The 23,314-nt window shown below is 75.5% G+C and carries 19 protein-coding genes and 1 riboswitch; of the genes, 8 read left to right on the top strand and 11 right to left on the bottom strand.

The window, feature by feature from the left end; translation table 11 throughout:
- Positions 1-42 precede the first annotated feature (42 nt).
- Complete coding sequence (locus ACZ7JZ_RS11930) at positions 43-1,380, bottom strand: FAD-binding oxidoreductase (RefSeq protein WP_470936653.1); 1,338 nt, start codon at positions 1,378-1,380, stop codon at positions 43-45.
- Between the two features lie 408 nt (positions 1,381-1,788).
- Here ACZ7JZ_RS11930 and ACZ7JZ_RS11925 point away from each other — a divergent pair, with 408 nt between their 5' ends.
- A complete protein-coding gene (locus ACZ7JZ_RS11925) occupies positions 1,789-2,253 on the top strand; it encodes a hypothetical protein (RefSeq protein ID WP_470936650.1) in 465 nt (154 codons plus the stop codon).
- Between the two features lie 15 nt (positions 2,254-2,268).
- On the opposite strand, the gene ACZ7JZ_RS11920 is transcribed toward ACZ7JZ_RS11925, so the two are convergent.
- On the bottom strand, positions 2,269-2,700 hold the full coding sequence (locus tag ACZ7JZ_RS11920) for a hypothetical protein (protein WP_470936647.1): 432 nt from the start codon (positions 2,698-2,700) through the stop codon (positions 2,269-2,271).
- 52 nt (positions 2,701-2,752) lie between these two features.
- On the opposite strand from ACZ7JZ_RS11920, the gene ACZ7JZ_RS11915 reads away from it, so the two are divergent.
- The 4 genes from ACZ7JZ_RS11915 (at position 2,753) to ACZ7JZ_RS11900 (ending at position 10,338) form a co-directional block, all read left to right on the top strand.
- Positions 2,753-3,121, top strand: coding sequence for a VOC family protein (locus tag ACZ7JZ_RS11915; protein WP_470936644.1), 369 nt, complete (start codon positions 2,753-2,755; stop codon positions 3,119-3,121).
- A 599-nt stretch (positions 3,122-3,720) separates the two neighbouring features.
- A riboswitch (cyclic di-AMP (ydaO/yuaA leader) is annotated at positions 3,721-3,860 on the top strand.
- 18 nt (positions 3,861-3,878) lie between these two features.
- Positions 3,879-4,676, top strand: a complete 798-nt coding sequence (locus ACZ7JZ_RS11910; protein WP_470936641.1) for a transglycosylase SLT domain-containing protein — start codon at positions 3,879-3,881, stop codon at positions 4,674-4,676.
- 128 nt (positions 4,677-4,804) lie between these two features.
- Complete coding sequence (locus ACZ7JZ_RS11905) at positions 4,805-6,952, top strand: RNA ligase family protein (RefSeq protein ID WP_470936638.1); 2,148 nt, start codon at positions 4,805-4,807, stop codon at positions 6,950-6,952.
- Complete coding sequence (locus ACZ7JZ_RS11900; RefSeq protein WP_470936635.1) at positions 6,952-10,338, top strand: RNA repair domain-containing protein; 3,387 nt, start codon at positions 6,952-6,954, stop codon at positions 10,336-10,338. The genes ACZ7JZ_RS11905 and ACZ7JZ_RS11900 overlap by 1 nt, the downstream gene beginning before the upstream one ends.
- A gap of 15 nt (positions 10,339-10,353) precedes the next feature.
- On the opposite strand, the gene ACZ7JZ_RS11895 is transcribed toward ACZ7JZ_RS11900, so the two are convergent.
- The 4 genes from ACZ7JZ_RS11895 to ACZ7JZ_RS11880 all read right to left on the bottom strand — a co-directional run bounded on the left by ACZ7JZ_RS11895 (position 10,354) and on the right by ACZ7JZ_RS11880 (position 16,275).
- Positions 10,354-12,885, bottom strand: coding sequence for an FG-GAP-like repeat-containing protein (locus tag ACZ7JZ_RS11895; protein ID WP_470936632.1), 2,532 nt, complete (start codon positions 12,883-12,885; stop codon positions 10,354-10,356).
- 441 nt (positions 12,886-13,326) lie between these two features.
- Positions 13,327-13,875: a cupin domain-containing protein gene (locus tag ACZ7JZ_RS11890; RefSeq protein ID WP_470937404.1), complete on the bottom strand. Its 549-nt coding sequence runs from the start codon at positions 13,873-13,875 to the stop codon at positions 13,327-13,329.
- A complete protein-coding gene (locus tag ACZ7JZ_RS11885) occupies positions 13,872-15,185 on the bottom strand; it encodes a cytochrome P450 (RefSeq protein WP_470936629.1) in 1,314 nt (437 codons plus the stop codon). The genes ACZ7JZ_RS11890 and ACZ7JZ_RS11885 overlap by 4 nt, the downstream gene beginning before the upstream one ends.
- A complete protein-coding gene (locus ACZ7JZ_RS11880; protein WP_470936626.1) occupies positions 15,175-16,275 on the bottom strand; it encodes a type III polyketide synthase in 1,101 nt (366 codons plus the stop codon). The genes ACZ7JZ_RS11885 and ACZ7JZ_RS11880 overlap by 11 nt, the downstream gene beginning before the upstream one ends.
- 268 nt (positions 16,276-16,543) lie before the next feature.
- On the opposite strand from ACZ7JZ_RS11880, the gene ACZ7JZ_RS11875 reads away from it, so the two are divergent.
- Positions 16,544-17,824 carry a cytochrome P450 gene (locus ACZ7JZ_RS11875; RefSeq protein WP_470936623.1) on the top strand — a complete coding sequence of 427 codons (1,281 nt, stop codon included), beginning with the start codon at positions 16,544-16,546 and terminating at the stop codon, positions 17,822-17,824.
- A complete protein-coding gene (locus ACZ7JZ_RS11870; RefSeq protein ID WP_470936620.1) occupies positions 17,821-18,066 on the top strand; it encodes a hypothetical protein in 246 nt (81 codons plus the stop codon). The genes ACZ7JZ_RS11875 and ACZ7JZ_RS11870 overlap by 4 nt, the downstream gene beginning before the upstream one ends.
- Before the next feature lie 138 nt (positions 18,067-18,204).
- Here the strand turns inward: ACZ7JZ_RS11870 and ACZ7JZ_RS11865 are convergent, their stop codons facing one another.
- The 4 genes from ACZ7JZ_RS11865 to ACZ7JZ_RS11850 all read right to left on the bottom strand — a co-directional run bounded on the left by ACZ7JZ_RS11865 (position 18,205) and on the right by ACZ7JZ_RS11850 (position 21,619).
- Positions 18,205-19,047: a hypothetical protein gene (locus ACZ7JZ_RS11865; RefSeq protein ID WP_470936617.1), complete on the bottom strand. Its 843-nt coding sequence runs from the start codon at positions 19,045-19,047 to the stop codon at positions 18,205-18,207.
- A 49-nt stretch (positions 19,048-19,096) separates the two neighbouring features.
- Positions 19,097-19,333, bottom strand: coding sequence for a chaplin (locus ACZ7JZ_RS11860; RefSeq protein ID WP_470936614.1), 237 nt, complete (start codon positions 19,331-19,333; stop codon positions 19,097-19,099).
- Between the two features lie 164 nt (positions 19,334-19,497).
- Positions 19,498-21,060, bottom strand: coding sequence for a L,D-transpeptidase (locus ACZ7JZ_RS11855; protein WP_470937401.1), 1,563 nt, complete (start codon positions 21,058-21,060; stop codon positions 19,498-19,500).
- Between the two features lie 127 nt (positions 21,061-21,187).
- A complete protein-coding gene (locus ACZ7JZ_RS11850) occupies positions 21,188-21,619 on the bottom strand; it encodes a secondary thiamine-phosphate synthase enzyme YjbQ (RefSeq protein ID WP_470936611.1) in 432 nt (143 codons plus the stop codon).
- A gap of 130 nt (positions 21,620-21,749) precedes the next feature.
- Between ACZ7JZ_RS11850 and ACZ7JZ_RS11845 the strand changes: the two genes are divergently transcribed.
- Complete coding sequence (locus ACZ7JZ_RS11845) at positions 21,750-22,226, top strand: hypothetical protein (protein ID WP_470936608.1); 477 nt, start codon at positions 21,750-21,752, stop codon at positions 22,224-22,226.
- Positions 22,227-22,555: 329 nt separating this feature from the next.
- On the opposite strand, the gene ACZ7JZ_RS11840 is transcribed toward ACZ7JZ_RS11845, so the two are convergent.
- The gene (locus tag ACZ7JZ_RS11840) at positions 22,556-23,236 is read right to left on the bottom strand and encodes a M15 family metallopeptidase (RefSeq protein ID WP_470936605.1); all 681 of its coding nucleotides are present in this window, start codon (positions 23,234-23,236) and stop codon (positions 22,556-22,558) included.
- Positions 23,237-23,314 lie beyond the last annotated feature (78 nt).

Raw genomic sequence — 23,314 nt, 5'->3', positions numbered from 1 at the left:
GGCGGCCGCCCGGGCGGCGGCTGCCCGTGTGCCGCCGGGGGTTCAGCCGCGGGCCCCGACCGGGGTGGCGCCCGGGGTGATGCCCTGCGGGAAGGTGAAGAGCCCGTCCGGATCGTAGGCACGCTTCACCTGTTCCAGGCGGGCCAGGTTGGCCCCGTAGTACGCCTCGCGCCAGCCCGTCAGCTGCGGATCGGCGTAGTTCTGGTACGCCGGTCCGGGCGCCCAGGGCCGCAGGCCCCGCCACAGCCCGTCGAGCCAGGCCCGGTGCCGGGCCGCCTCCGCGGGTGCGGCGTCCCGCGGCCAGTACGCCAGGTACTGGGCGAGGAAGGCGCTGCCGCGGTGCACGAAGGCGGTGGCCGCGGCCGGCACCCGGTTCACGGCGCCCCCGCACACCCCGTCGAACTGCACCACGCCCACCCCGCCGCCGGGCGCCTCCGCCCCGTGCCGGGCCAGCGCCGCGAGCACGGACTCCGCCGCCGCGGCGGGCAGCCCCGGCGCGGGCCAGAAGTCGGAGCGGGCCGCGTAGTCCTCCCGCCCCAGCCGGCCCGCCGGGTCCCGGCCGGGCAGCACGCCGGGCAGCCGGCACCCCCGGTCGGTGAGTCCCGCGCATCCCGACACGGCCCGCAGGGTCTCCCCGTACCCGCGCACGACCACGTACCGGTCCTGCGGGGAGCTGCCGACCAGGTCGGCCAGTCGGGTCAGCTGCCGCTCCAGCTCGGCCCGCCCGTCCAGGCACACCGCCCGTACGACGGGCGCGGCCGGCCCGGCCCCGGCCGTGTACTCGACCTGGGTCCAGAAGGGGTCCGGCAGCGCGGCCAGCCAGTGCTGCCAGGCGGACAGCAGCCCGGCCGCCTCCCGCCAGGGCCAGTGGAGCTCCGCGAAGGCGCAGTCGGGGGCCGGCCGGGTCCGGAAGCGGAACTCCGTGACCACCCCGAAGTTCCCGCCGCCCCCGCCGCGCAGGGCCCAGAAGAGGTCCGCGTCCGCGCCGGGCCCCGCCTCCCGGACCGTGCCGTCGGCGGTGACGACCCGTACCCCGGTCAGCTGGTCGCTGGTGGTGCCGAAGGCCCGGGAGGCGATGCCCAGGCCGCCGCCGAGGGTCAGCCCGGCGACGCCCACGGAGGCGCAGAGCCCGGTCGGCACGGCCTCGCCGCGGGCGGCGAGCTGGGCGTTCAGCTCCCCGAGCCGCACGCCCGCCCCCACCCGCACCTCGCCGGTGCCCGCCGACACCCGCCCCAGCGCGCCGAGGTCCACCACCAGGCCGGACCCGCTCGACCAGCCCGCGTACCCGTGCCCGCCGCCGCGCGGTACGGGAGTGGTCCCGGTCGCCCGCGCGAACTCCAGGCAGGTCCGCACGTCCGCGTCGTGCGCCGGATAGGCCACGGCGGCCGGGGCGAGTACGTCGTAGCGCGGCTGGAACAGCTGCCGGGCCTCGGGTAGTCGGCTTCGCCGGGGCGCACGAGCCGGCCGTCGAGTGCGGCGGCGAGGGCGGCCAGGTCCGCGGCCCGAGCCGCCGCCGGGCCGTTCGTACCCGTACCCGTACCCGTGCCCGTGCCCGCCGCCCGGCCCGAGTACGCACCGCCCGCTGCCGTGCCCGCCGCCGCGAGTGCGGCCGCCGCCCCGGCCAGCAGGCTTCTCCGTCCCATGCCCATGGGCCCGTTCCTCCCACGGGCGCCCCGGCGACTCGCCGTACGGCCCCCGTGACACGGCCGCGGTCACCCGTACGGTGTAGAACTAGACACTTGTACGACGGGGGCAACAGGCCTTCGTGCGTGGCGTTTTGGGGGGAATGTGCGCAAGACCGGTGCGGTGGCTGCGGCTGCCGGGTTCGTCCTGCTCGCGACGGGGTGCGGCGGCGGGGACGGCGGGAGCGGTGTGGAGGTGCCGGCGGCCACGGTCGCGAAGGAGGTCGACGCGGCCGCGAAGGCGGCCGGGTTCACCCGGGACGAGTCGATCGACACGGTGTCGTCCAAGGCCGCTGAGTGCAAGGTCGACTGGGCCGCGGACGACCCCGGTGACGCCGCCGATCCGGAGAAGTCGTTCGCGGACGCCATCGCCGGCCTGGTCAAGGCCGGCTGGGCCGAGGGCAAGAGCGAGCGCAAGGGCGACGTCGACGTGCGGATCGTGACCAAGGGCGACTGGGAGGTGCGGGCGGCGGCCGACCTGGGCAGGGGCATCAAGGCCGTGGTGTTCGCCGGCACCAACACCTCCTCGGACTGCCTCCCGGCCCTCATCGCCGACCTGGGGGGAAGCTAGGCCGGCGGGGACGACCTAGGTGCGGGCGTCGAGACGGTGGCGCAGGCGGCCGTCGGGCCCGAACACGTCCAGCAGGTAGCCGCGTTGGAGGGACATGTCCTCGGAGCGGGCGAGGTACTCCGTCACGGAGGCCCTGAGCCGTTCGAAGGCGCGCGCATCGGTCTCCGGGCCGTTCATCCACACCGTCAGCTGCGGGACCCCGGCCGGGCCCTCGGCCCGCAGGATCCCGTACACCCCGGCGATGCCCCCGGCCCCGCGGTACCGCTCGGCGAGCCGGGCCGCCCCCTCGGGCGCGGCCGTGCCGGTGGCCACCGGGCCCGGCGCCGCGGCGGGACGGGAGGCGGACCGGACCTCGTCCGCGGGGGTACCGGACTGGGTGCAGCCGGCCAGGAGCACCACGGCGCCCGCGCACACCGGCCGCACCCATCTGATGATCATCCGAGTCATCGGACGATTGTCCGTCATTCGGCTCTGTGCTCGGTCTGGTTGACTCGGTGTCATGCTGAGACTCGGGTCCTTCGTGATGGGTGTGTCGGACGTGGCGCGCGCCGCGGCGTTCTGGGGTGAGGCCCTGGGGTACGTGCCCCAGGGCGAGCCGACCGAGCGGTGGGCGGTACTCGTACCGCCCGGCGGCGGGGGCCCGGGGGTGGCGCTGGGCCGCAGCGACAGCCCCGTACAGCGCCGCCCGCGGGCCCACATCGACCTGTACGCCGACGACGCCGCGGCCCAGCGCGCCGAGATCGGACGGCTCCTCGCGCTCGGGGCCCGGCGGGCCGACTGGGACAGCTACCCGCCGGACCCGGACTTCGTGGTGCTGGAGGACCCCGACGGAAACGTCTTCTGCGTGATCGACCTCAGCCACGGATAGCCGAGGCACCGGCGGCATACGGCGCGTCGGCGCGCAGCGCCTCCGCCTCGTCCAGGCCTGCTGCTCCAGGACCGAAAGCCGGTCGTGGCGCAGGCGCAGGCGCGGGAACGCGGTGATCTCCCGGGCCGGCCGCTCCGCCTCCGCCCGCGCCCGGCCGACCGGCACGAGCCGGTTCACCAGCCGATGGCGCACGCCTCGCCGGCGGGCACGAACACCCCGAACACCGCACCCCGCCCCACCCTGGCGCCATATGTCCGATTGGGTCGGTAATGGTGCCCGCTGACCGCGATTGCGCATTTAGGCGTCAATATGATGACTTGGCGTCTCGTCGCGCCGCTCCGGCGTCCAGAATTCACGCCCCTCCCGACCTCGTGACATGAATCACTGGAAAGGTGAAGCGGAATGGTCACAGAAAGCCAAGTGGCCAGTCCGCAGAAGTGGATTGAGTGAGCGGCCTGACTCCTTCCCGATGATCCAATCATCCGTCCTCGCCCTTCTGAATTCGCCCGATGAATTCCGGGCTTGTCCTTTCCTTCGCATTTCCTTTAGCGTCACCGTCATTCCGGGTGGAACGCCTAATCCTGCCGCCGCCCGGCCGACCGAATCCACCCAGCGCGACGGCAGGAGCGGGGGAACCAGGTAAGTCGCCGGACGCACTCGTGCGGACCGGCTCGGGGTGAAGCCGCACTGCGGTGCGGCCGGGCATCTCCTGCCCGAACCCGACAGCTCACCTCGTAGGCGCGGGAGAGGACCCACCATGCCCGCCACCGGGAAGCACCGCCGTACGAAGAACTCGCCGCTCGCCCGAGGGATCGCCGCCGTCGGCGCGGGGGGCGCCGTACTCGCCCTGCCGCTGCTCGGCGCGACGACCGCGCACGCCGCGCCGGCCGCCGCCCCGGCGAAGGCGAAGGCGGTCTCCGCGAAGACCGCCGCCGCCCCGCAGAAGGGCCCGCTGCACTATTTCGTGATCGCGGGCGACACCCTCTCCCGGATCGCCGAAGTGCATTCCATCGAGGGCGGCTGGAAGAAGCTCTACGAGGACAACCGGAACGTGATCGGTGAGGACTCGTCACATATCCGCCCGGGACTGAAGCTCACCATCGGCTCCAAGAACCCCGCCAAGGCCCAGCCCGCCTCCGCCGCCAAGAGCACGGCCGCCGCGGACCGTTCCGCCACCCCCGCCCGCGCCGACCGCTCCGCCGCGCGCACGGCCGTCGCGAAGACCACCAGCTACCCGAACAACCTCGACGGCTGGATCCGCGAGTCCCTCGCGGTCATGGCCAAGCACGGCATCCCCGGCACGTACCAGGGCATCCACCGCAACATCATGCGCGAGTCCTCCGGCAACCCCCTCGCCATCAACAACTGGGACTCCAACGCCGCCGCGGGCATCCCCTCCAAGGGCCTGCTCCAGGTCATCGACCCGACGTTCCGCGCCTACCACGTGCCCGGCACCTCGACCGACTCCTACGACCCCGTCGCGAACATCACGGCCGCCTGCAACTACGCGGCTGCGCGCTACGGTTCGATCGACAACGTGTTCGGCGCCTACTGACCGCCCCGCGGGGCCGGACCGCCCACGGGCCGGCCCTGCCGGCCCGCCCCCGCCGGAATTCGCTGGATAACCGCCTGCCGCCCGCCCACCATGGACACCGACCGAAACCAGGCCGGGAGTGAGTGGACATGCGCGTGCAGTACCCCCGTACGCCCCATCTGCCCTGGTCGCCCGGTGCCGCGCCCGACGACGTGCGCACCGGCGGCCTGGCAGGGCTGCGGGGCCGCGAGGTGGTGGTCACCGAGAAGCTCGACGGGGAGAACACCACCCTCTACCGGGACGGGCTCCACGCCCGCTCCCTCGACTCCGGCCACCACCCCTCCCGCGCCTGGGTCAAGGCCCTCCAGGGGCGCATCGGCCCGGCCCTCGCGCCGGGCCGCCGCATCTGCGGGGAGAACCTCTACGCCCGGCACTCCCTGGCGTACGGGCGGCTCGACAGCTGGTTCTACGGGTTCTCGGTCTGGGACGGAGACCACTGCCTGCCCTGGGACCGGACCGTCCGCTTCCTGCACGGCCTCGGCATCCCCGTGCCGCCCGTCCTCTGGCGCGGCATCCTCGACGACCGGGCCGAGCGCCGACTGCGGTCCCTGCGCCCGGACACGGCCCGCCAGGAGGGGTACGTCGTACGGGACGCCGGGGGCTTCGACCGCTCCGCCTTCCCCCACCGGGTGGCCAAATGGGTCCGCCCGGGGCACGTCACCACCGACAGCCACTGGATGCACGGCGCGGTGACCCCCAACGGCCTCGGCCCCGCCGCCGCCCTCTGGACGGTCCGCTCGGGCGCCGCCCCCGACCCCGCGGACCTGCTCCACGCCGTGGGCCTGACGACACCACCCCAGGACACGGCCGCAGCCGCGCCCCGGACCGACGGCCGATCCGGGGACCGCACCGGTGGCCGAGGTCCCGCCCTGTCCGCCGACCGTGTTCCGCACCCGGGCGCGGACCTTGTCGAGGACGGCCGGGCCCCCGGCCCGGAGGCAGCCCCGGCACCTGCCCCAGGCCGGGCACCCGACCTGGCCGCGGTCCCAGCGGAGGGGCGCTCCGCCGACGGACCCGTGGGCGTACCCGCCGGGCCCGCGAGCGGGCCCGCGACCGAATCCGCAGCCCCCGCCTCAGCCCACGCCGCCAGCGGAAGCATCGCCAGTCCCCGGCCCGGCGCCGCCCGCAGTGGTGCCCCCGACCCCACCAGGGGCGTCCCCGACCCCGCCGATCCCCGGGTCCGGGAGGCGCTTGCCGAGGTGTCGGACCGGCTCGGGCTGGCCGGCCGGACCGGTGACGCCCGGCTCGCCGGTACCCTCGCCGTCCTGCTGCGGACCGTGCCGCGCGCCCGGCTGGCCCCCCGCCTCGCCCGCACCCTCGGGATGCCGCTGGCCCGCCGCACCGCCGACCTCGCCGGGCTGCACCCCGTACTCCACCGCCCGTACCCCGACGAGCACCGGCGGGCGGGGCTGGTCCGGCTGTCCTTCGCCGCCGACCTCGGCGTCCTGCACGCCGTGGCCGCGGCGGCCCTCACCGCCCACCCCGGCACCGGCACCGGCCCGGAAGGTGCCGCCGAGCTCCGGGAGGCCCGGGAGCACACCGAGTGGTCCGCCCTCTTCGCCGAGGACGCCGGGCTGCTCGTCCCCGACCCCCTCGCCGCCCTGCGCACCGGGCTGCGGGAGGCCCTCGCCGGACTCGACCCCGACACCGCCGACCACTGCTGGGCGCGCGCCCGCGAGGCCTTCGCCCTCGGCCGGATCGGCACCGCCGCGGAGGCCGTCGCCGCCACCTGGGGGCTGCGCACCACACGCCACCCCCGCCTCGTCCACCTCACCGGCCCCGCCGGCAGCGGCAAGAGCACCTTCACCGCCACACTCCCGGCGACCCACACCCGCGTCAGCCTCGACGACCTCCGCCAGGCCCGCGGCTCCCGCGCCGACCAGCGCGCCAACCGCGCCGTGCTCGCCGAGGGCCTCGACCGGCTCGACGCCGCCCTCGCCCGCGGGGAGGACGCGGTCTGGGACGCCACCTCCCTCGGGCCGCGCCAGCGCGCGCTGGTCCACGCCGTCGCCGCCCGCCGCGGGGCCCTGACCACCCACGCCGTACTGCTCGCGGACGAGACCGAACTGCTGCGCCGCAACGCCGTCCGCACCCACCCGGTGCCGGAGGCGGTCCTGCGTGAGCAGGTGCACCGCTACGAGCCGCCGTACCCCGGACAGGCGCACCGCACCTGGTACGTGGGGACCGGCGGCGCCGTAGAGGACACCGACGGGGTACTGAACGGGGACACGGACTGATGCGCACCAGCGAGGAGATCTTCCACCGGGTCCGCTGGGACCCCCGCTTCGACCCGGCGCGCTTCGTGCTCGGCATCGGCCAGCGCGGCGCCGCACCCAAGCGGATCCCGCTCGCCGCCTTCACCCCCGGCGGCGACATCCCCTGGCACCGCGTCCTGTTCGTCGAGGCCGACGGCGAGACCGTCTGGGACCGCGCGACCGGCACCGACGCCCTGGACGCCACCGCGGCCGGCCGGGCCCGCCGCCCACGGCTGCTGCGCGCCCCGTTCTTCACCGCGCGCACCCCGCACCGCCGGGACCGGGCGGGGGACTGGCGCCCCGCGGAGCCCGAAGCCACCGCCCCCGGACCCGCCGCTCCCGCACCGGCCCCCGCCCGGGTACGCGTCCTGACCTGGAACACCCTCTGGGACCGCTACGACTGCGAGCGCATCGCCACCGCCCGCCGCCGGCCCCTCCTCCTCGCCGCTCTGGAGGCGGCCGACGCCGACGTGATCGCCCTACAGGAGGTCGAACGCCCCCTGCTCGACCTCCTCCTGCGAGAGCCGTGGGTGCGCGGCCACCACACCCTGGGTACGGATCCGCGCGGCCGGGACGTGGAGACGTACGGGCTGCTGCTGCTCAGCCGGCTGCCCGTACAGGAGGCCGGGGTGCACGCGCTCGGCCCGCACAAGGCCGTCACCGCGGTCACGGTCGCCACCGCCGCGGGCCCGCTCGTGGTCGCCGCCACCCACCTGACCAGCGACCACTCGGAGAACGGCCCGGCCCGCCGGCGCGCCGAACTGGCCCGCCTCGCCGAGGGCCTGTCCGGCCTGGCAGCACCGTACGTCCTGCTGGGCGACTTCAACGACGGTACGGAGGCCCCCGGCGGACCGGGAGCGGCCCTGGGCCTGGCCGACGCGTGGACCCAGGCCCGCGGCCCCCGCGACCCCGCCCCCACCTTCGACCCGGCCGCCAACCCGCTCGCCGCCGTCTCCTCCCTCACCGGCCGGGTCTCGCGCCTCGACCGCATCCTCCTGGGCGGCCCCGGGCTGAGCGCCGTCGGCGCCGCCCGCATCGGGGACGCACCCGACCCGCAGGGCCTCTTCCCGTCCGACCACTACGGGGTGACGGCCGATCTGCTGCTGCTGGCGGACGGGGACGCGGGCCGCCCGGACGCGGTGGGCGGAGCCGTGGAGGCGGCGCCGGACGGATCCGCGGAGGCCGCCCCGGGCCGCGCGGCTGCGGGCCGCCGCCCGCAGCGGCGCCGGGACGGTCGGGACCACCGGGACGGCCGGGCCCCGGCCGCCGCGGGACCGAACCGGCCCGAGCGGTCGGCCCTCGCGCCTCGCGCAGGGGAACCAGGACACGCGACGACCGCCCCCGCCGGCAGCCGCGCCCCCGCCACCCTCGCCGCCAGCGGCGCCACCCCCGCCGACACGCTGGACACCGTCCCCGTCCCCCGTACCGCCGTCGCGTGGATCCCGCCGGCCGACCTGTGGCCCGCCCTGCAAGCCGTACGGACCGCGCACGATCCGCAGGTCGACCGCTGGCCCCCGCACGTGAACCTCCTCTTCGGGTTCGTCCCGGAGGCCGAGTTCGAGCGTGCCGCGCCCCTCCTCGCCGCCGCCGCGGCGGAGTCGGCCCCCTTCACCGCCCGCCTCGAAGGCGTCCACACCTTCGGCCACCGCGAGGACGCCACGGTCTGGCTCGACCCGGCAGCCGCGGGGGAGGAGCCGTGGGCGGCGCTGCACGCGGCCCTGGCCCGCCGGTTCCCGCGCTGCGGCCACCGCGCCGGCCACGGCGGCACCCAGGCCTTCACCCCGCACCTCACCCTCGCCCGCAGCCGCGACCCGCAGCGCCTCGCCGCCTCCTGCGCGGCCCGGCTTGCCCCCGTACACGCGCGCGTCGGTGAGCTCGTACTGCTGTCCCGGCGCGGCGCCGAACCGATGCGCGTCCGCGCCGTGGTCTCCCTGGGCACGGGCGCCTTCCGCTGGACCGACGGCCCCGCAGACCCAGCCCCTCCCGCCGCCACAGCCCCCACGGCGGCCCGTTCCGCGCAGACGGCGGCCGACGCGCTCGCGCGCATCCGGTCCGCCCTGCCCGACGCGGTCGTCCACACGGCCGGCTCCCGCCGCATGGGCTGCGGGGCCCCCGGCGCGGACCTCGACCTGGTCGCCGCGGTCCCCGGTGCGCCCGCCCCCGAGCGGATCCGCTCCCTGGTCCGCGAGGCCCTGCCCGGCCTCTCCCGCATCCGCGAGGTCACCGGGCCCCGCGGCCCCGGCCTGCGGGCCCGCCTCGACGGCCTGGGCATCGACCTCGGCATCGTGCCCACCGGCGCGGTCGCACCGGCCGAGGCCGTGGCCCGCCGCACCGGACTGGGGGAGGCGGCGGCCCTCGCGCTGAGCGCGGTCACCGACGCCGACGCGGTACGGGCGGCCGTCCCGGAGTCCCACCGGGAGGCCTTCGCGCACCTGGCCCGCCAGGTGAAGCAGTGGGCGGCGGCCCGCGGCCTGGACTCGGCCCCCTTCGGCGGCCTCCCGGGCCTCGCCTGGTCCGTCCTGGCCGCCATCACGGTCGCGGAGTGGCCGGCGGGCCCGCCCCGACCCGCATCCGCACCCGCCCCGCCTGCGATCCCGGACCGGACCCCACAGCCCGCGGCCCCGCAGGGCCTTGAGAACCGGACTCCGGACGGGCCCGCGGACCTGCCTGCCGACAGGCCTGCGGACGGGCCCACCGAGGGAACCGAGGATGTAGGAAGCCACCGCGCAGGAGCCGTCCCCGCAACGGACCTGCTCCGTCACTTCTTCGCCACCTGGGCCGCCCGGGACTGGCGCGACCCGGTCGCCCTGCCGGGTACGGCCGCCCCGGTCGCCCCCGCTGCGGAACCGGCTGCGGGATCCGCCCCGGCACCCGCCCCCGTGACCGTCCTGACCCCCACCACCCCCGTCCGCAGCTGCACCGCCCAGGTCGGACCGTCCGGCCGCGACCTCCTCACCGAGGAGCTGTACCGCGCCTGGGAGCTCCTGGAGCAGGCCGCAGCCGACCCCGCATCCCCCGACCCGTGGCCGCACCTGACGGCCCCGCCGCCCCTCCACCGCCGCCACGCCGCCTGGGCGGTCGTCACCGTACGCCCGCAGCGCCGCGCGGAGTTCGAGGACTGCGACGGCCGCGCCCGCGGCCGCATGCGCGCCCTGCTGAGCGCGCTGGAAGCGGCGGGCGCGACGGGACTCCACGCATGGCCGCACCCGTACGCCCAGGCCGACGGCGTACTCCACTACGCCGTCGGCCTGGGCCCGAACCCCCCGGAGCCCGCCGCGCTCACCCCCCTCCTCGACTCCTGGGCCCGCCACCTCCCCGGAGTGGAGGCGACCCTCGAACCGGGCGGCGCGGTGGCGACCCTGGCCTGAGGTGCACCCCGCTGCCTAGCGGATGCCGTTGTAGACCTGCCAGCCCGTACCCAGCTTCGTCTTGGCCTGGAAGGTTCCCTTGCCGGTGCCGGACCAGCGCCACACGCCGCCCGCCGTGTCGCGGGCCACCAGGTCGGGCAGCCCGTCGCCCGTCAGGTCGCCGGTGCCGACGACCGCGTTGTACGCGCCGCCGCCCCAGTTGCTCGCGAGCAGCGTGCGCGGGCCGAACTTTCCGCCCCCCGTGCCGTACGACCGCCACAGCTCGTCGGAGGTGTCCTGGAGGAGGAGGTCGCCGATGCCGTCGCCGTTGAGGTCTCCGGCGCCGGCGATGTGCTTGTACGCCTTGAAGCCGGAGCTCAGTCCGGTGCGCGGGGCGAGGATCCCGGCGGCGGTGGTCGTGTAGAGGTAGAGGCCGCCGGTCTTCGGGTCGCGGGCGACGAGGTCGGGGCGGCCGTCCTTGTTGACGTCGCCGACGCCGGTGAGCTGGTCGTAGGCGTTCCAGCCCCTGCCCAGGACCTTGTACGGGCTGGTGGGCTTGAGGACGGCCCCGCAGGCGGGGGTGTAGCGGCGCATCTCGCCGTTCGCGAGGCGGACCAGGGTGTCGTTGCAGCGGTCGCCGTTCATGTCGCCCATGGGGACGGGCCGGAAGCCGGCCGGCCAGCCGCTGCTGGTGGTGCTGCCGCTGAAGTTGCCCGAGCCCGCGTGCCCGTAGGGGACGCGCAGGTTCGTGGCGGTGGTCTGGAACAGGTCGCCGGTGCCGTCGGGGGTGCCGGTGCGGGAGCCGAAGTCCCGGTGCACGGCGGCCCCGCCGGTGACCGCGAGGGTTCCGGTGGCGAGCGGGGTGACGGTGGGCGCCTGCGGTCCGCGGGCCGTCAGGCGCCAGGTCAGCGGGCCGTTGGGGGCGACGGCGCCGGAGTCCGTACGGCCGTTCCACTTGAGCGCGATCCGCTGCCGGCGCTGGTCGTCGGTGAAGGTCTTGACGACCTTGCCCGTACGGTCGGCGAGGGTGACCTGCCAGGAGTCGGCGAGCTGGCTGAGCTGCCACACGGGGTTCCACGCCACGGTCGAGGCGGTGCTGCCGGCGAGGGCCGCGGTGTCCGGGACGGTGGACGAGACGAGCCCGATCCGCGGTCCGAAGGCCGTACGGGAGGACTGCGGGCCGTCCGCGGAGTTCCACAGCAGGGTCGCGGAGCGGTCGGGGCCCGCCGCGATCTGCGTGGTCTCCCCCCACGGGCTGTTGTGGCGGTCGTGCGGGACCGTAGCGGGCGCGGTCCACGCGTCGTCGCCGGAGGTGCGGGCGGCGGTGACCACCTGGCCCCAGACCCCGCCTTCGGAGGGGTAGCGCCTCTCGGTCCAGGCCACGCGGACGGTGCCGTCCGGGCCGATGCCCGCGTCGACGAAGCTGTCCGCGGAGCCCCTGCTGACCAGGGTCTTCGTCCAAGTGCCGCGGTCGGCCGTGAGGGTGGCCGACTGGACGGTCTGGCTGACCCAGTCGCCGCGGTCGCGCCACTCCCACCAGACGGCGGTCACATCGCCGTCGGGGGCGATCAGCGGCTCCGGCACCGTGACGGGCGAGTCGCTGAAGTCGGCCGGAATGTACGAGCGCGCGCTCCACGCCGCGCCGGGCCGCTTGACGGAGGCGAACACGGTGCCGTCGCCCTCGACCAGGACCGACCACGCCAGGACGAACGTACCGTCCGGGCCCGCGCCCGCGTTCAGGAAGCCCGTCCCCTCCTCCGGGGCCGCCGCGACGGCGGGGGCGCTCCAGGCGCCGCCGGTCCCCTTGCGCTCCGACACGGAGATGCCGGCCAGGCCGTCCGCCCCGGTGAGCCGGTAGGCGACCAGGGCGTCCCCGGCGGGCGTCTGCGCCACGTCGGCCCGGTCGATGCTCCCGGCCCCGGCGACGGCTACGGCGATCGGGGCCGGAGCGCCCCAACTCCCTTGACCGGCACGGGAAGCGGCGTACACGCCGGAGGACGCGCCGTCCGCCGCGGCCGCGGACCAGACGGCGAGCGCGGTGCCCTCGGGGCCCGCCGCCACCTGGAAGGAGTCGACGACGCTGCCGGCGGCGGAGGCGAGCAGCTCCTGCGGCGCGGACCGGGTCAGCCCCTGGAACGAGACGCTCACCAGCCGCGTGGCCGGGGCGGGTCGACCCTGTCCGGCGTCCGCGGACTCCGCCCACACCGCGGTGGCCCCGCCCGAGGCGTCGGCGGTCAGGCGGAGGGGCAACCGCGCGGAGACCCCGCCGGCCAGGCGCTGCGCGGCGCCCCAGTGGTCGGTGTCGGCCGCCCGGACGGCGGCGTAGAGGTCGTCCCCCTCACGCCACAGCGACACGGCCGAGCCGTCCGTACGCACGACCAGCTCGGTCGCCTGCGGGCTGTACTCGTCCCCGCCGACGCCGACGGGGACGTTCCACCCGGGAACGGCCGCGGCCCGGGCCGGATTCGCGGCGAGCAGCGGAACCACGAGACCGCCGGAAACGACCATCGAGGCGGTGGCAACGGCGGCAGCCAGCCGCCGGCGGGTCGTGCGGGTACGTACGTGCATGGAGCGGTTTCCTCTTCCCCGTGACGGTTCTCGATCGAAACGATCAAGAACCCAGACCGCCGAGCCGCCCGGACGGTTGTACGCCGATTCCGAGAACTTTCCGCTCCGGCTGCCGCCCGTGCCATCCCAGGAACCGGTACGGGTGAGGGCGCCGCGCGCCACGTCGGAGACCAGCTCGGCGTCGAGGACCAGGTGGTACGAACCCTCCCCGGCCTGGACCAGGTTGTCAGGGCTGGCCGGTTGATTCCGCATGCGGGCACGTTGACGTGCGGTAGCCCGCGGGTAGCGGAGTTGCCGGCCGGCTGTGCGGCTCATGCGATTTCCTGCATGCGGAGCTGCTGTCCTCGGGGGGCCCCGCAGACGCGTGCGTGCCGCCCGTTCCCGCCGGGTGGCGGGGGACGGGCGGCACGCGGTCGAGGTCCGGGGCCGGTCGTAAGCCGGTCAGTGCTGGTGGCCGCGGCTGTGGCGCAGCGGGGTCAGTTGTTCGATGTCGTAGCGGGTCCGGAGGTCCGCGATGGCCTGTTCGTCCAGGGGGCCCGGGGCGGACAGGATGGCGAAGAGCTCCTCGAAGTAGCGTTCGTGGTCGGGTGGGGGAGAGGACTGGAAGAACATGCGGGCCGGGTCGGCGGAGTGGTTCGCGAAGGCGTGGGGGCAGCCCGGGGGGACCACGATGACGGTGCCCGGGCCCGCCCGGACGGGGCCCCGGCCCGTGGGGGAGCGCCAGGTGTGCCAGTCCTCGGTGGTGCGGACCCTCGGTTCGAAGGCGAGGACGTCCAGTTCTCCTTCCAGTACGTAGAACAGCTCCTCGCTGTGCGTGTGGACGTGGGCGCCGACGTCGAATCCGGGCGGCACCACCACCTCGAAGGACGAGGCGACCTGGGAGTGCTCGCCCGTCACCTTGAAGGTGACCTCCTGGGCGGGCGTGGTGAGGGTCCGGCCGTGCCCGGCGGGCACCAGGAGCCCGTCGGGGGAGCTCGCGAAGACCGTCACCACGCCACCGGCAATCCCTCGGGCCCGCGGATCAGCGCGCCCGGCCGCCACTTCAGCTCGGACTCCGGCACCGCGAGCCGCAGCCCGGGGAACCGGTCCAGCAGCGCGTCGACCATCAGCTCCGCCTCCAGCCGGGCCAGCAGCCCGCCCAGGCAGTAGTGCGGTCCGTACCCGAAGGACACGTGCGGGTTGGGGGAGCGGTCGAGGAGGATCTCCTCCGGGTCCGGGAAGACCTCCGGGTCCCGGTTCGCCGCGAGGTACGAGACGTACACCGCCTCGCCCGCCCGGATGTCGTGACCGGCGACGGTCACGTCCTCCATCGCGATCCGCGACAGCCCCACAGCGCTGCGGTGCGGGATGTAGCGGAGCAGCTCGTCCAGGGCGGTCGGCCGCAGCTCCGGCGACTCCCTTAGCCGCGCGGCCAGTTCGGGCCGGCTCAGTAGGATGTACGCCATGTTCCCGGTGTTGTTGGTGACCGCCTCGCCGCCGATCTGGATCAGCAGGGCCAGGCCCACCGCCTCGGAGGCCGTGACCTCCCCCGCGGCGACGGCCGTGCCGAGCAGGCCGACGATGTCCTCGCCGCCGCTGCCGCGCCGCTGCTCCAACAGGCCGGAGAAGTAGGCGGACATGTGGTCCTTGGCGGCCTCGCTCGCCTTCGCGCCGGCGGAGGAGGAGAGGATGAGCGCGGTCCACTCGTGCAGCTGCGGCCGGTCCTCCCCGGGTACGCCCATCAGCTCGCAGACCACCGCCAGCGGGAACGGCGCGAGCATCCGCTCGGTCAGGTCGGCCGGCGGGCCGTCGCGCAGCATCCCGTCGACCAGCTCGTCGAGCATCCCGCGGGCCCGCTCGCGCAGCCGCTCCACACCCCTGGTGGTGAAGGCGGGTGCCACCGCCCGGCGCAGCCGGGTGTGGTCCGGCGGATCCTCAAAGCCCACCGCCCCGTCCACCGGGATGAAGTGCGGTGCCAGCCGGGTGACGTTGTGCGAGACGACGGCCTTGCGGCTGAAGCGCCGGTCGTTCGTCACCATCCGCACGTCCTCGTAGCGCGAGACCATCCACGCCCAGCCGTTCCCGTTGGGCAGCTGGATCCGGGTGACCGGTCCCTCGCGCATCAGGTTCGCCAGGACGGGGTCGAAGTCGACCCCGCGCAGCTCCTGCGCCGGCCACTCGCGTACGGGCGGCAGGGCCGGATCCCGGGCCCGGTCCGCATCCGCGCCCGTACCCGGGCCGTTGACCGGGCAGCCGCCCCGGCCCGCGGCCGGGTTCGCACCCGGCCGCGGACCGGCGGCGCCCGCCGTCTCAGTCGACATGCAGCGACTCCCTGGCCACGAGCAGGTCGAGCTCCCGGTCCTCCGGGGAGGTCCAGCAGCCGAGCGAGATCTCCGCGGTGATCCCCGGGCCGAACCCGGCGAGCAGCCCGCGCGCCGCGTCGGCGGCCCCGCCCTCGTCGAACATCCTGCGCAGCGCGTCCAGCACCACCGCACTCGCGATGTTGCCGTACTCCGTCAGGGTGGCCCGGCTGAACCGGAAGGCCTCCGGGGCCACGCCCAGGAACCGGCTCAGGTCGTCCAGGATCCTCGGACCGCCCGCGTGGATGATGTAGAAGTCCAGGTCGGCGGCGTCCCACCCGTGCAGTCCGGCCAGCTGCTTGAGGGCCGGAGCCAGCGGCTCCATCGTGCCCGGCACCCGCCGGTCCAACTGGAAGTGGAACCCCGTCGAGCGGACGTCGTACGCGATCCAGTCCTCGGTGTCCGGGACCAGGTACGAGCCGTTGCGCTGGAGCTCGACCCCCGTGCCCCCGCGGCCGCGGACGACGGCGGCGGCCACGCCGTCGCCGAAGAGGCCGTTCGAGAGCAGGTTGCCCACCTCCAGGTCGGAGGGCTGGTAGCACAGCGAGCAGAACTCGCAGGCCACGATCAGGGCGTTCGCCTCCGGGTAGGCGGTGCAGAAGTCGTGCGCCCGGTTGATCGCGGATCCGCCTGCGGCGCAGCCGAGTTGGGCGATCGGGATCTGCCGGCAGTCGGTCCGGAAGCCCATCTTGTTGATCATCCAGGCGGTCAGCGCCGGCATGGTGAAGCCGGTGCACGACACGTAGACGATCGCGTCGATGTCGCTCGCGCGGAGTTCGGCGTCCTCCAGGGCCGCCCGTACGACGGCCGGTACGCGCGCCTTCGCCTCGGTGACGTAGGCGGCGTTGCGGTGCTCGAAGCCCGGATGCCTCAGCGTCTCCTCGATGGGGCGCACGAGGTGGCGCTTCTCGACGCCGGTGTTCCGGATGAGCCGGAGGGCCAGGTCGAGCTGGGGGTGATCCGCGTGGACGGAGCGGGCGAGTTCGAGCGTCTGCTCCATGGTGATCACATGCTCGGGCACGGACACCGTCGGTCTGCACAGAGTAGCCATCGCGTGGGGTCTCCTTTCGCGTCCCGACACAGCCTCACGGACGCCGGATGAATGCGCGCGTCGAGCGGACCGGGTGCCACCTGGGCCAATCCGGTGACATCCGGGCGTGTCGGGGCCGGAATGCGGGCGAACGGGAAGGGATCGCTCCACCGCGCCCACACGGGTCCGGTCACCGTGCGTCACCTACGCCCTGACCGGCCCGGGCCCGGCGCGGCCCCCGTGAACACCCCCGCGAGCACCCCTCGCCACGACCCCTGGGAGACCCGAGATGACCTCAGACCCGGATACCGCCGTTCGGACGACGCAGGAGCCGGCGCCGGGCGGCTGTCCGCAGGCGGCCGAGGGCGTGCACTTCTGGCGCCTGGCGGACCTGGAGGCCCTGGACTTCGACCCGTTCCTCCACGACCGGCTGCGCGAGACCCGCGCCGCCCGCATCCGGATGCCGTACGGCGAGGACTCGGCCTGGCTCATGACCCGGTACGCGGACGTCAAACAGGTGACGACGGACCCCCGCTTCAGCCGCGGGGAACTGGTCGGCCGTACGGTCACCGCCTCCTCGCCGCACGCCATCGCCTCCCTCAAGGCCTCCCTGAACTACGCCGACCCGCCCCGCCTCAACGTGCTGCGCCGCGTCGTGGCCCGCGCCTTCACCGGCAAGAGCATGATGCGGCTGCGGCCCGTGGCCCAGCAGACCGCCGACGCGCTCCTCGACCGGATGGAGGAGCACGGCCCGCCCGCCGACCTGGTCGAGCACCTCCACGGCCCGTTCCCCCTCGAAGTGGTCAGCGACCTCCTCGGCGTACCCGAGGAGATGCGCCGCAACATGACCGACTGGGCGAACGTCATCATGGCCCCCGGAGCGGCCCCCGCCCGCAGCGCCGACGCCAAGACCACCGTCCGCGACAGCGTGGTCGACCTGCTCAACCTGCGCCGTCAGGAGCTCCGCGACCGGCAGGAGGGCCCGGACGACCTCGGCGGGGTCCTCGCGGCCGCAGCCGAGTCCGGGGAGATCAGCGAGGCCGAGGCCGTCTCCCTCGCCACCGCGATCCTCGTCAGCGGGGCGCACGCGGTGCGCAACAACAGCGCCAACATGGTCTTCGCGCTCCTCACCCATCCGGAGCAGCTCGAACGGCTGCGCGCCGAACCGGACATGGTCCCGCAGGCCGTCGACGAGCTGCTGCGCTACATCCCCCACCGCAGCGGGGTGGGCCTGCCGCGCGTGGCCATGCAGGACGTGGAGATGGCCGGGGTGACCATCCGGGCCGGGGAGGCCGTCTACGCCTCGTACCTCGCGGCCAACCGGGACCCGGCCGTCTTCCCCGAGCCCGACCGCATCGACTTCGACCGCGGGCCCATCGCCCACATGTCCTTCGGCAACGGCCCGCACCACTGCGTCGGCTCGATGCTCGCCCGCATGGAGTCCGAGATCGTCCTCGAGACCCTCCTCGCCCGCTACCCCCGGCTCGCCCTCGCGGTCCCGCCGGAGAGCCTCGAATGGCAGACCGGCGCGCTGATCCGCGGGCCCCGCACCCTGCCGGTGACCTGGTGAGCGGCCCCCACGAGATACGGGTGGTCGGCGGGGACCCGGACCACATAGAGGTGGCGGCGCTCACCGCCGCCCTCCTCTACCTGGTCCGCCGCGGGTGCCTGGAGGAGGCGGCGCACGTCCAGCACGTGCTGCACCACCGGCCCGCGGCGGGCACCCGCCGGCCCACCTGGGACCACAGCAGACCGGGCCCTGCCCATCCGGCCAACTCCTGGCAGGCCCGGGCCCACCGGGTCTACTTCTGAAGCCGGGCCCGCTTCTGGGACCAGGTCCCCCCTGCGCAGCCGGGCCCGTACGAAGAACCGGGCCCCCGCCCTGCCGCACGTACGGCAGAAGGGCAGGGACCCGTACGGCTCACGGGCCGGGGCCCGTACGACAGCGGATCAGGGGCAGCCGGAGACCGAGCTGCGGATCCGCTCGCCGGTCGAGGCGTGGGCGACGGTGCACTCGTCCACGCCCGGACCGCCGTCCACCTGGCCCCAGCCGGGGCCGATGGTCAGCGCCTTCGCGGGCTGCGGCGCGCCCTGCGAGGTCGTCGGCTGCTCCGAACGGGCCCGGATCTTGTCCTTGCCCGGCCCGCCCTGGATGACGCCCGAGGACTCCAGGCCCACCGACTTCGGCTCGATGACGTCGTCCTCGCTGCCGCCGACCACCCGGCCGCCGAGGTCCACGTTCCCGGTGCGGATGATGTCCTTGCCGTCGTTGCCGAAGACCTGGCCGCCGCCGCGCTGGTACTCGCCCGGCTGGCCGAGCACGCTGCCGGTGGTGATGGTGTCGTCGCCGTGGTCGCCGTGCACGTTGGCCCCGAACTCGGCCGTGCCCACCACGAGGGCGGTGGTGATCGTGTCGTCGCCGAACCCGCCGCGCACCATGGCGCTGCCCTTGCGGGGGAAGAGGTTGTTCACCTGGATGGTGTCGTCCCCGTCGCCCCCGAGCACGGAGGAGTCGACCACCATGCCCTTGACGCGGATGTTGTCGTTCCCGGCGCCGCCCCACAGGACGACGTTCTCGACATCGCCCTCGCACATGATCGTGTCGGGGCCGGAGGTCCCGTTCACCTGCGGACCGGGAGGCGCCTCGACCCCGTTGACGGTGCACCAGTGGGCGGGCAGGTCCGCGGCCCGGGCGGGGGCTGCGGCCTGTGCGGGGGCGGCGCACAGCAGCCCCGCGGCGATGACGGAGGTGGCCAGGACGTGGGTCGCGATGCGCAGGGGCGCGGGTGGCATGGGAACTCCCGGACGTGGGTGGGGGCTTCGGCGTGGCCGGCGTGGCCGGTCAGTGGTTGACGCAGACGTTGCCGGCGGCCGGGTTCAGCGCGCCGAGCAGGTTGACCGAGTTGCCGCAGACGTTGATCGGCACGTGGATCGGGATCTGGACCACGTTGCCGGAGAGCACCCCCGGGGAGCCGACGGCGACACCCTCGGCGTGCGCGTCGGCGACGGCGGTTCCACCGGCGGCGAGGAGGCCCGCGGCGGCGAGGGCCAGAGCGGCGATGGAGGTACGGATACGCATGGTCGACTCCCTAGGGGGGTTCGGACGGACAGCGACGATGTAACCGCGGCCGGGCGGGCGGTAGCGCTGATTGATCCGGTAGAGGGCGGGCCTTGGGCCGTCCGGCGCAGCGGGGGCCGGGCCCTGCGCCTGCGCGCGTGCGGGTGCCCGTACCGGTACGGGCTTCAGGTGACGGCCTCCGTACGCACCGCACCCGCTGAACCTGCCACCCCCGCCGCCCCCGCCGGACCCGCCACCCCCGCCGGTCCTGTCGTGGCGGGCCCCGCCAGGGCGCTGCCCGCCAGCCAGCTGCGCCAGTCCAGGTTCCAGTCCCCGAAGCCGTTCCCGAACGGCGCCATGGGCCGGCCCCCGCTGTTGACCACCTCGACGATGTCCCCCTCGCGCACCGTCCGGAAGAACCACGCGGCGTCCGCGGTGCTCATCCCCGTGCACCCGTGGCTGACGTTCTCCTCGCCCTGGGCCGCCACCGACCAGGGCGCGGCGTGCACGTACTCCCCGCTCCAGGTCACCCGCGTGGCCCAGTGCACCTTCAGGTCGTAGTACTCGCGCGTGCCGCGCTTGATGCCGATCGAGTCCCCCCGCATCCGCACCCTGCGCTCCTTGCGCAGCACCACCTTGATCCCGCTGCGGGTCAGGAACCCGGCCTTGCCCGTGGTCACCGGGAGGGTCCGCAGCACGCGGCCGTTGCGGCGTACGGTCATCCGGTGCGCGGCCGAGTCGGTCAGGGCCTCCACCCGGTCGCCGATGACCAGCCGCAGCGGGGCCGAGGGCCCGCCGTGCCGCCCGTCGCCCAGGTCCACCCCGTCGAGCCCGCTGCGCACCCGGATGAGGGTGTGCGCCGGCCAGTACGTCCGGGGGCGGTAGTGGAGTGTACGGTCGTCCACCCAGTGCCAGGAGCCCTCGACGCGCGGCTCGGAGCCGACCTGGAGCGCCCGCTCCACCCGCGCGCGGACGTCGCGGTCGGCGGCCGGGACCCGCCCGCTGAGCTCCGCCGTGACGATCTGCCCCGCCCCGTACGTGCCGGAGCGCGGCCCGAACACCGCCGACAGCCGCTCCCCGCCGTCCGCGGCGGCGGTGGTGAAGGCGAAGGTCGCGCCGACCGGGGTGCCCGCCGCGTTCTCCGTGCCCACGTGCACCGTGTACGTCTCACCGGCCCGCATCGGCTCGGTGTTGAGCCAGCGCCGGCCGTCGGGCCCGGTCCGCCCGCCGAGCCGCCGCCCGCGCCCGTCGCGTACCGTCACCTCGCCCAGCACCCCAGGCCCGGCGAGCGCGATGTCGAGCGGCCCGGCCGGATCCGTGGCCGGCCCCGGAGCCGATGCCGCCCGGGCCCCGCCCCCGCCGTACGCGGCCCAGGGCAGGACGGCGCCGGCCCCGCGCACGGTGGCGAGCACCTTCTGCTGCCGCCAGCCGGGGCACAGCCCCGAGCGGAAGGCACCCGCGGCCGCGCACGAACCGGCGCCGGGCCCCGCGCCGGACCCGGCCTCGCCCTCCAGCACCCGCCCGACCAGCAGCACCACCGGGGCCCGCAGCCCCGCCCGCGCCCCGGCCCCCTGGGCCCCCGGCCCGCCGGCCCGCAGCCCCGCCCCGGCCGCCGCGGCCTGCGGGGCCGCCCCTGCGGCCGGTTCGGCGGCCCCGGCCAGGAGGCTCCCCGCCACCGCGACCGCCGCCCCCCACACCGCGGCCCGCCGGCCCCCGCGCACCCGCCGCACCCTGCGCACCCGCGTCATCACCACTGCCCTCCCAGGCTCGCCACCGAGGTCGGCAGCATCAGACCGGGCCCGGACCGAATTGATGATCATGGACCCGGATCTGCGGCCGAACGGGACCGCCAAGAGGACTCGGACGGAGCAGCGGTCAGCCGCCGAGGAAGCTGAGCCGCACCTGCCGGTGCGGATTGTCCTTGTTGGTGTCCACCAGGCAGACGGACTGCCAGGTGCCCAGCTGGAGGCGGCCCGCCACCACCGGGAGGGTGGCGTGCGGCGGTACGAGGGCCGGCAGGACGTGGTCCCGGCCGTGGCCGGGGGAGCCGTGCCGGTGCTGCCAGCGGTCGTCGGCCGGGAGGACGGTGTGCAGGGCGGCGAGGAGGTCGTCGTCGCTGCCCGCGCCCGTCTCGATCACGGCGAGTCCGGCGGTGGCGTGCGGCACGAAGAGGTTCAGCAGGCCGTCCCGGCCGGGAGCGGCCTCGGCGAGGAACTCCTCGCAGAGCCGGGTCAGGTCGGTCACCGTCTCGGTGCGGCCGGTGGTCAGGTCCAGGACCCGGGTGGTGAAGGCGCTCATGCACCCCATCTTCCACCCGGCCCCGGAACCGGCCGGGTCCGGGCGGCCGACTGCCAGGCAGCCGGTGCACGGGTGTTCCGCAGGAGCCCCCACGCCCCTACGGTCGGTGCCAGCAAGGAAACGTACCGGGAGGCAGCACATGCAGGACCTGAACATCGGTGAGATCGTCAGCGCCATGAAGGCCGTCGACGAGGCGGGCCGCCTCTTCGAGGAGTCCCTGGCCGTGTACGAGGGGCGCGGCCTCCAGCGCACCGGAGACGACTACACCGTGCCCGGCGGGGCCGTGCAGACCCTCCAGGGAGCCGAGGAGATGGTCCGCGGCACGCGAAGATACCTCTCCGAGCTGGCGCTGGTCGTCGGATTCGCCACCGCGGGCCTGGACGACCGGGCCGCCGGCCGCCTCGCCGCGGCCCGGTCCGGCTTCACCGGCCTCGGCGGGGGCGGCGCCCGGATGGCCCGCCCGCTCCTCGACCCCACCACCTGCGCCCTGCAGCTGCTGCTGACCGTACGGGTCTTCGACGCGGAGTTCCGCGAGGAGATCAAGGCCGTCCTGCACGCGGAGAAGGCGACCTACCCGGAGCCCGCCGCCGTCCGCGTCCCCTCCCGCTCCCAGTAGGGGCGCAGCCCGCCCCGCCGAACGGCCGGGGGCCGCATACGGCAGGACGGGCCGGAGACGGCAGCGCACGCGAAGGAGAGCAGCACACGCGCAGCAGCGGGAGGAGGGCGAGGCGGCGGGTGGCCCCCCGCTCCCTCGCCCTCCTCCCGCGCCTCAGCCGCGCCGCGGCGAACCCCGGCACGCCGCCCGCACCCGTCGCCGCGCCCCGCGCGCCGACGGTTCCGTACCCGCCTCCGGCCCCCTCCCGGCCGCCGCTCCCGCGGAGGCCTCCGGGTCCCGGGCCGCGCTGCCCCGGGCCCGGCTCGCCGTGCCCGCAGGCCCCCGCGGCGTCAGCCGCAGGACCGGGGCGAGACCGGGAAGTCGAAGTACGTGTGGGGGAAGGGCTCTTCGCGGTGGGTGAAGTGCCACCACTCCTCGGGCAGGTTGGTGAACCCGGCCCGCTCCATCTCGGCTTTGAGCAGCAGCCGGTGCTCCCGCTGGGGCCCCCGTACGCGCGGATCGAGCGTGTGCGACAGGGTGTCGAAGCAGTCGAAGCCCGTCCCCATGTCCACCGGCAGCCCCCCGGGGCCGACCAGCGTCAGGTCCACCGTGCCGCCCCTGCTGTGTCCGGAGCGGTGATGGATGTAACCCTCCGCGAAGAGCCGCGACTTGTCCGTGTTCGGGTAGAACTCCCGCCGACTGGAAAGGTCGTGGGGGTCGGCCGCCCAGCGGACGATGTCCGCGACAGCCCGTGAGGGGCGGTACGCGTCGTATACCAGCAGCCCGTACCCCCGCCTGCCGACCGAGGCCTGTACGGCCGCCAGGGCCCGCGCGGCCACCCGCGTCAGCAGGCAGAGGGGCTGCTCGTAGCCGTCCAGCGGCCGTCCGGCGAAGTTGTGCGGGCCGGCGTAGCGGATGTCCAGCAGGATCCCGGTGTCCATGGACGCCAGGTCCGTGAACTCCCGTGGTGCCCGCGGCTCCCGGTCCGGGTGCCTGTGCTGCGCAGGAGTCAGCAGTTCGTGTACCGCCATGCGCTCGTGTGCCCCTTGTCCAGTGGGTGCGGGGGCCCGCCGCGCCGTCCGTGCCGCTCGCGCGGACGGGCTCGGGCC

It is taken from the genome of Streptomyces sp. NPDC038213 (assembly GCF_055600495.1).
The sequence above is the reverse complement of the archived record's forward strand: the minus strand, read 5'-3'. Positions and strand labels throughout refer to the sequence as shown.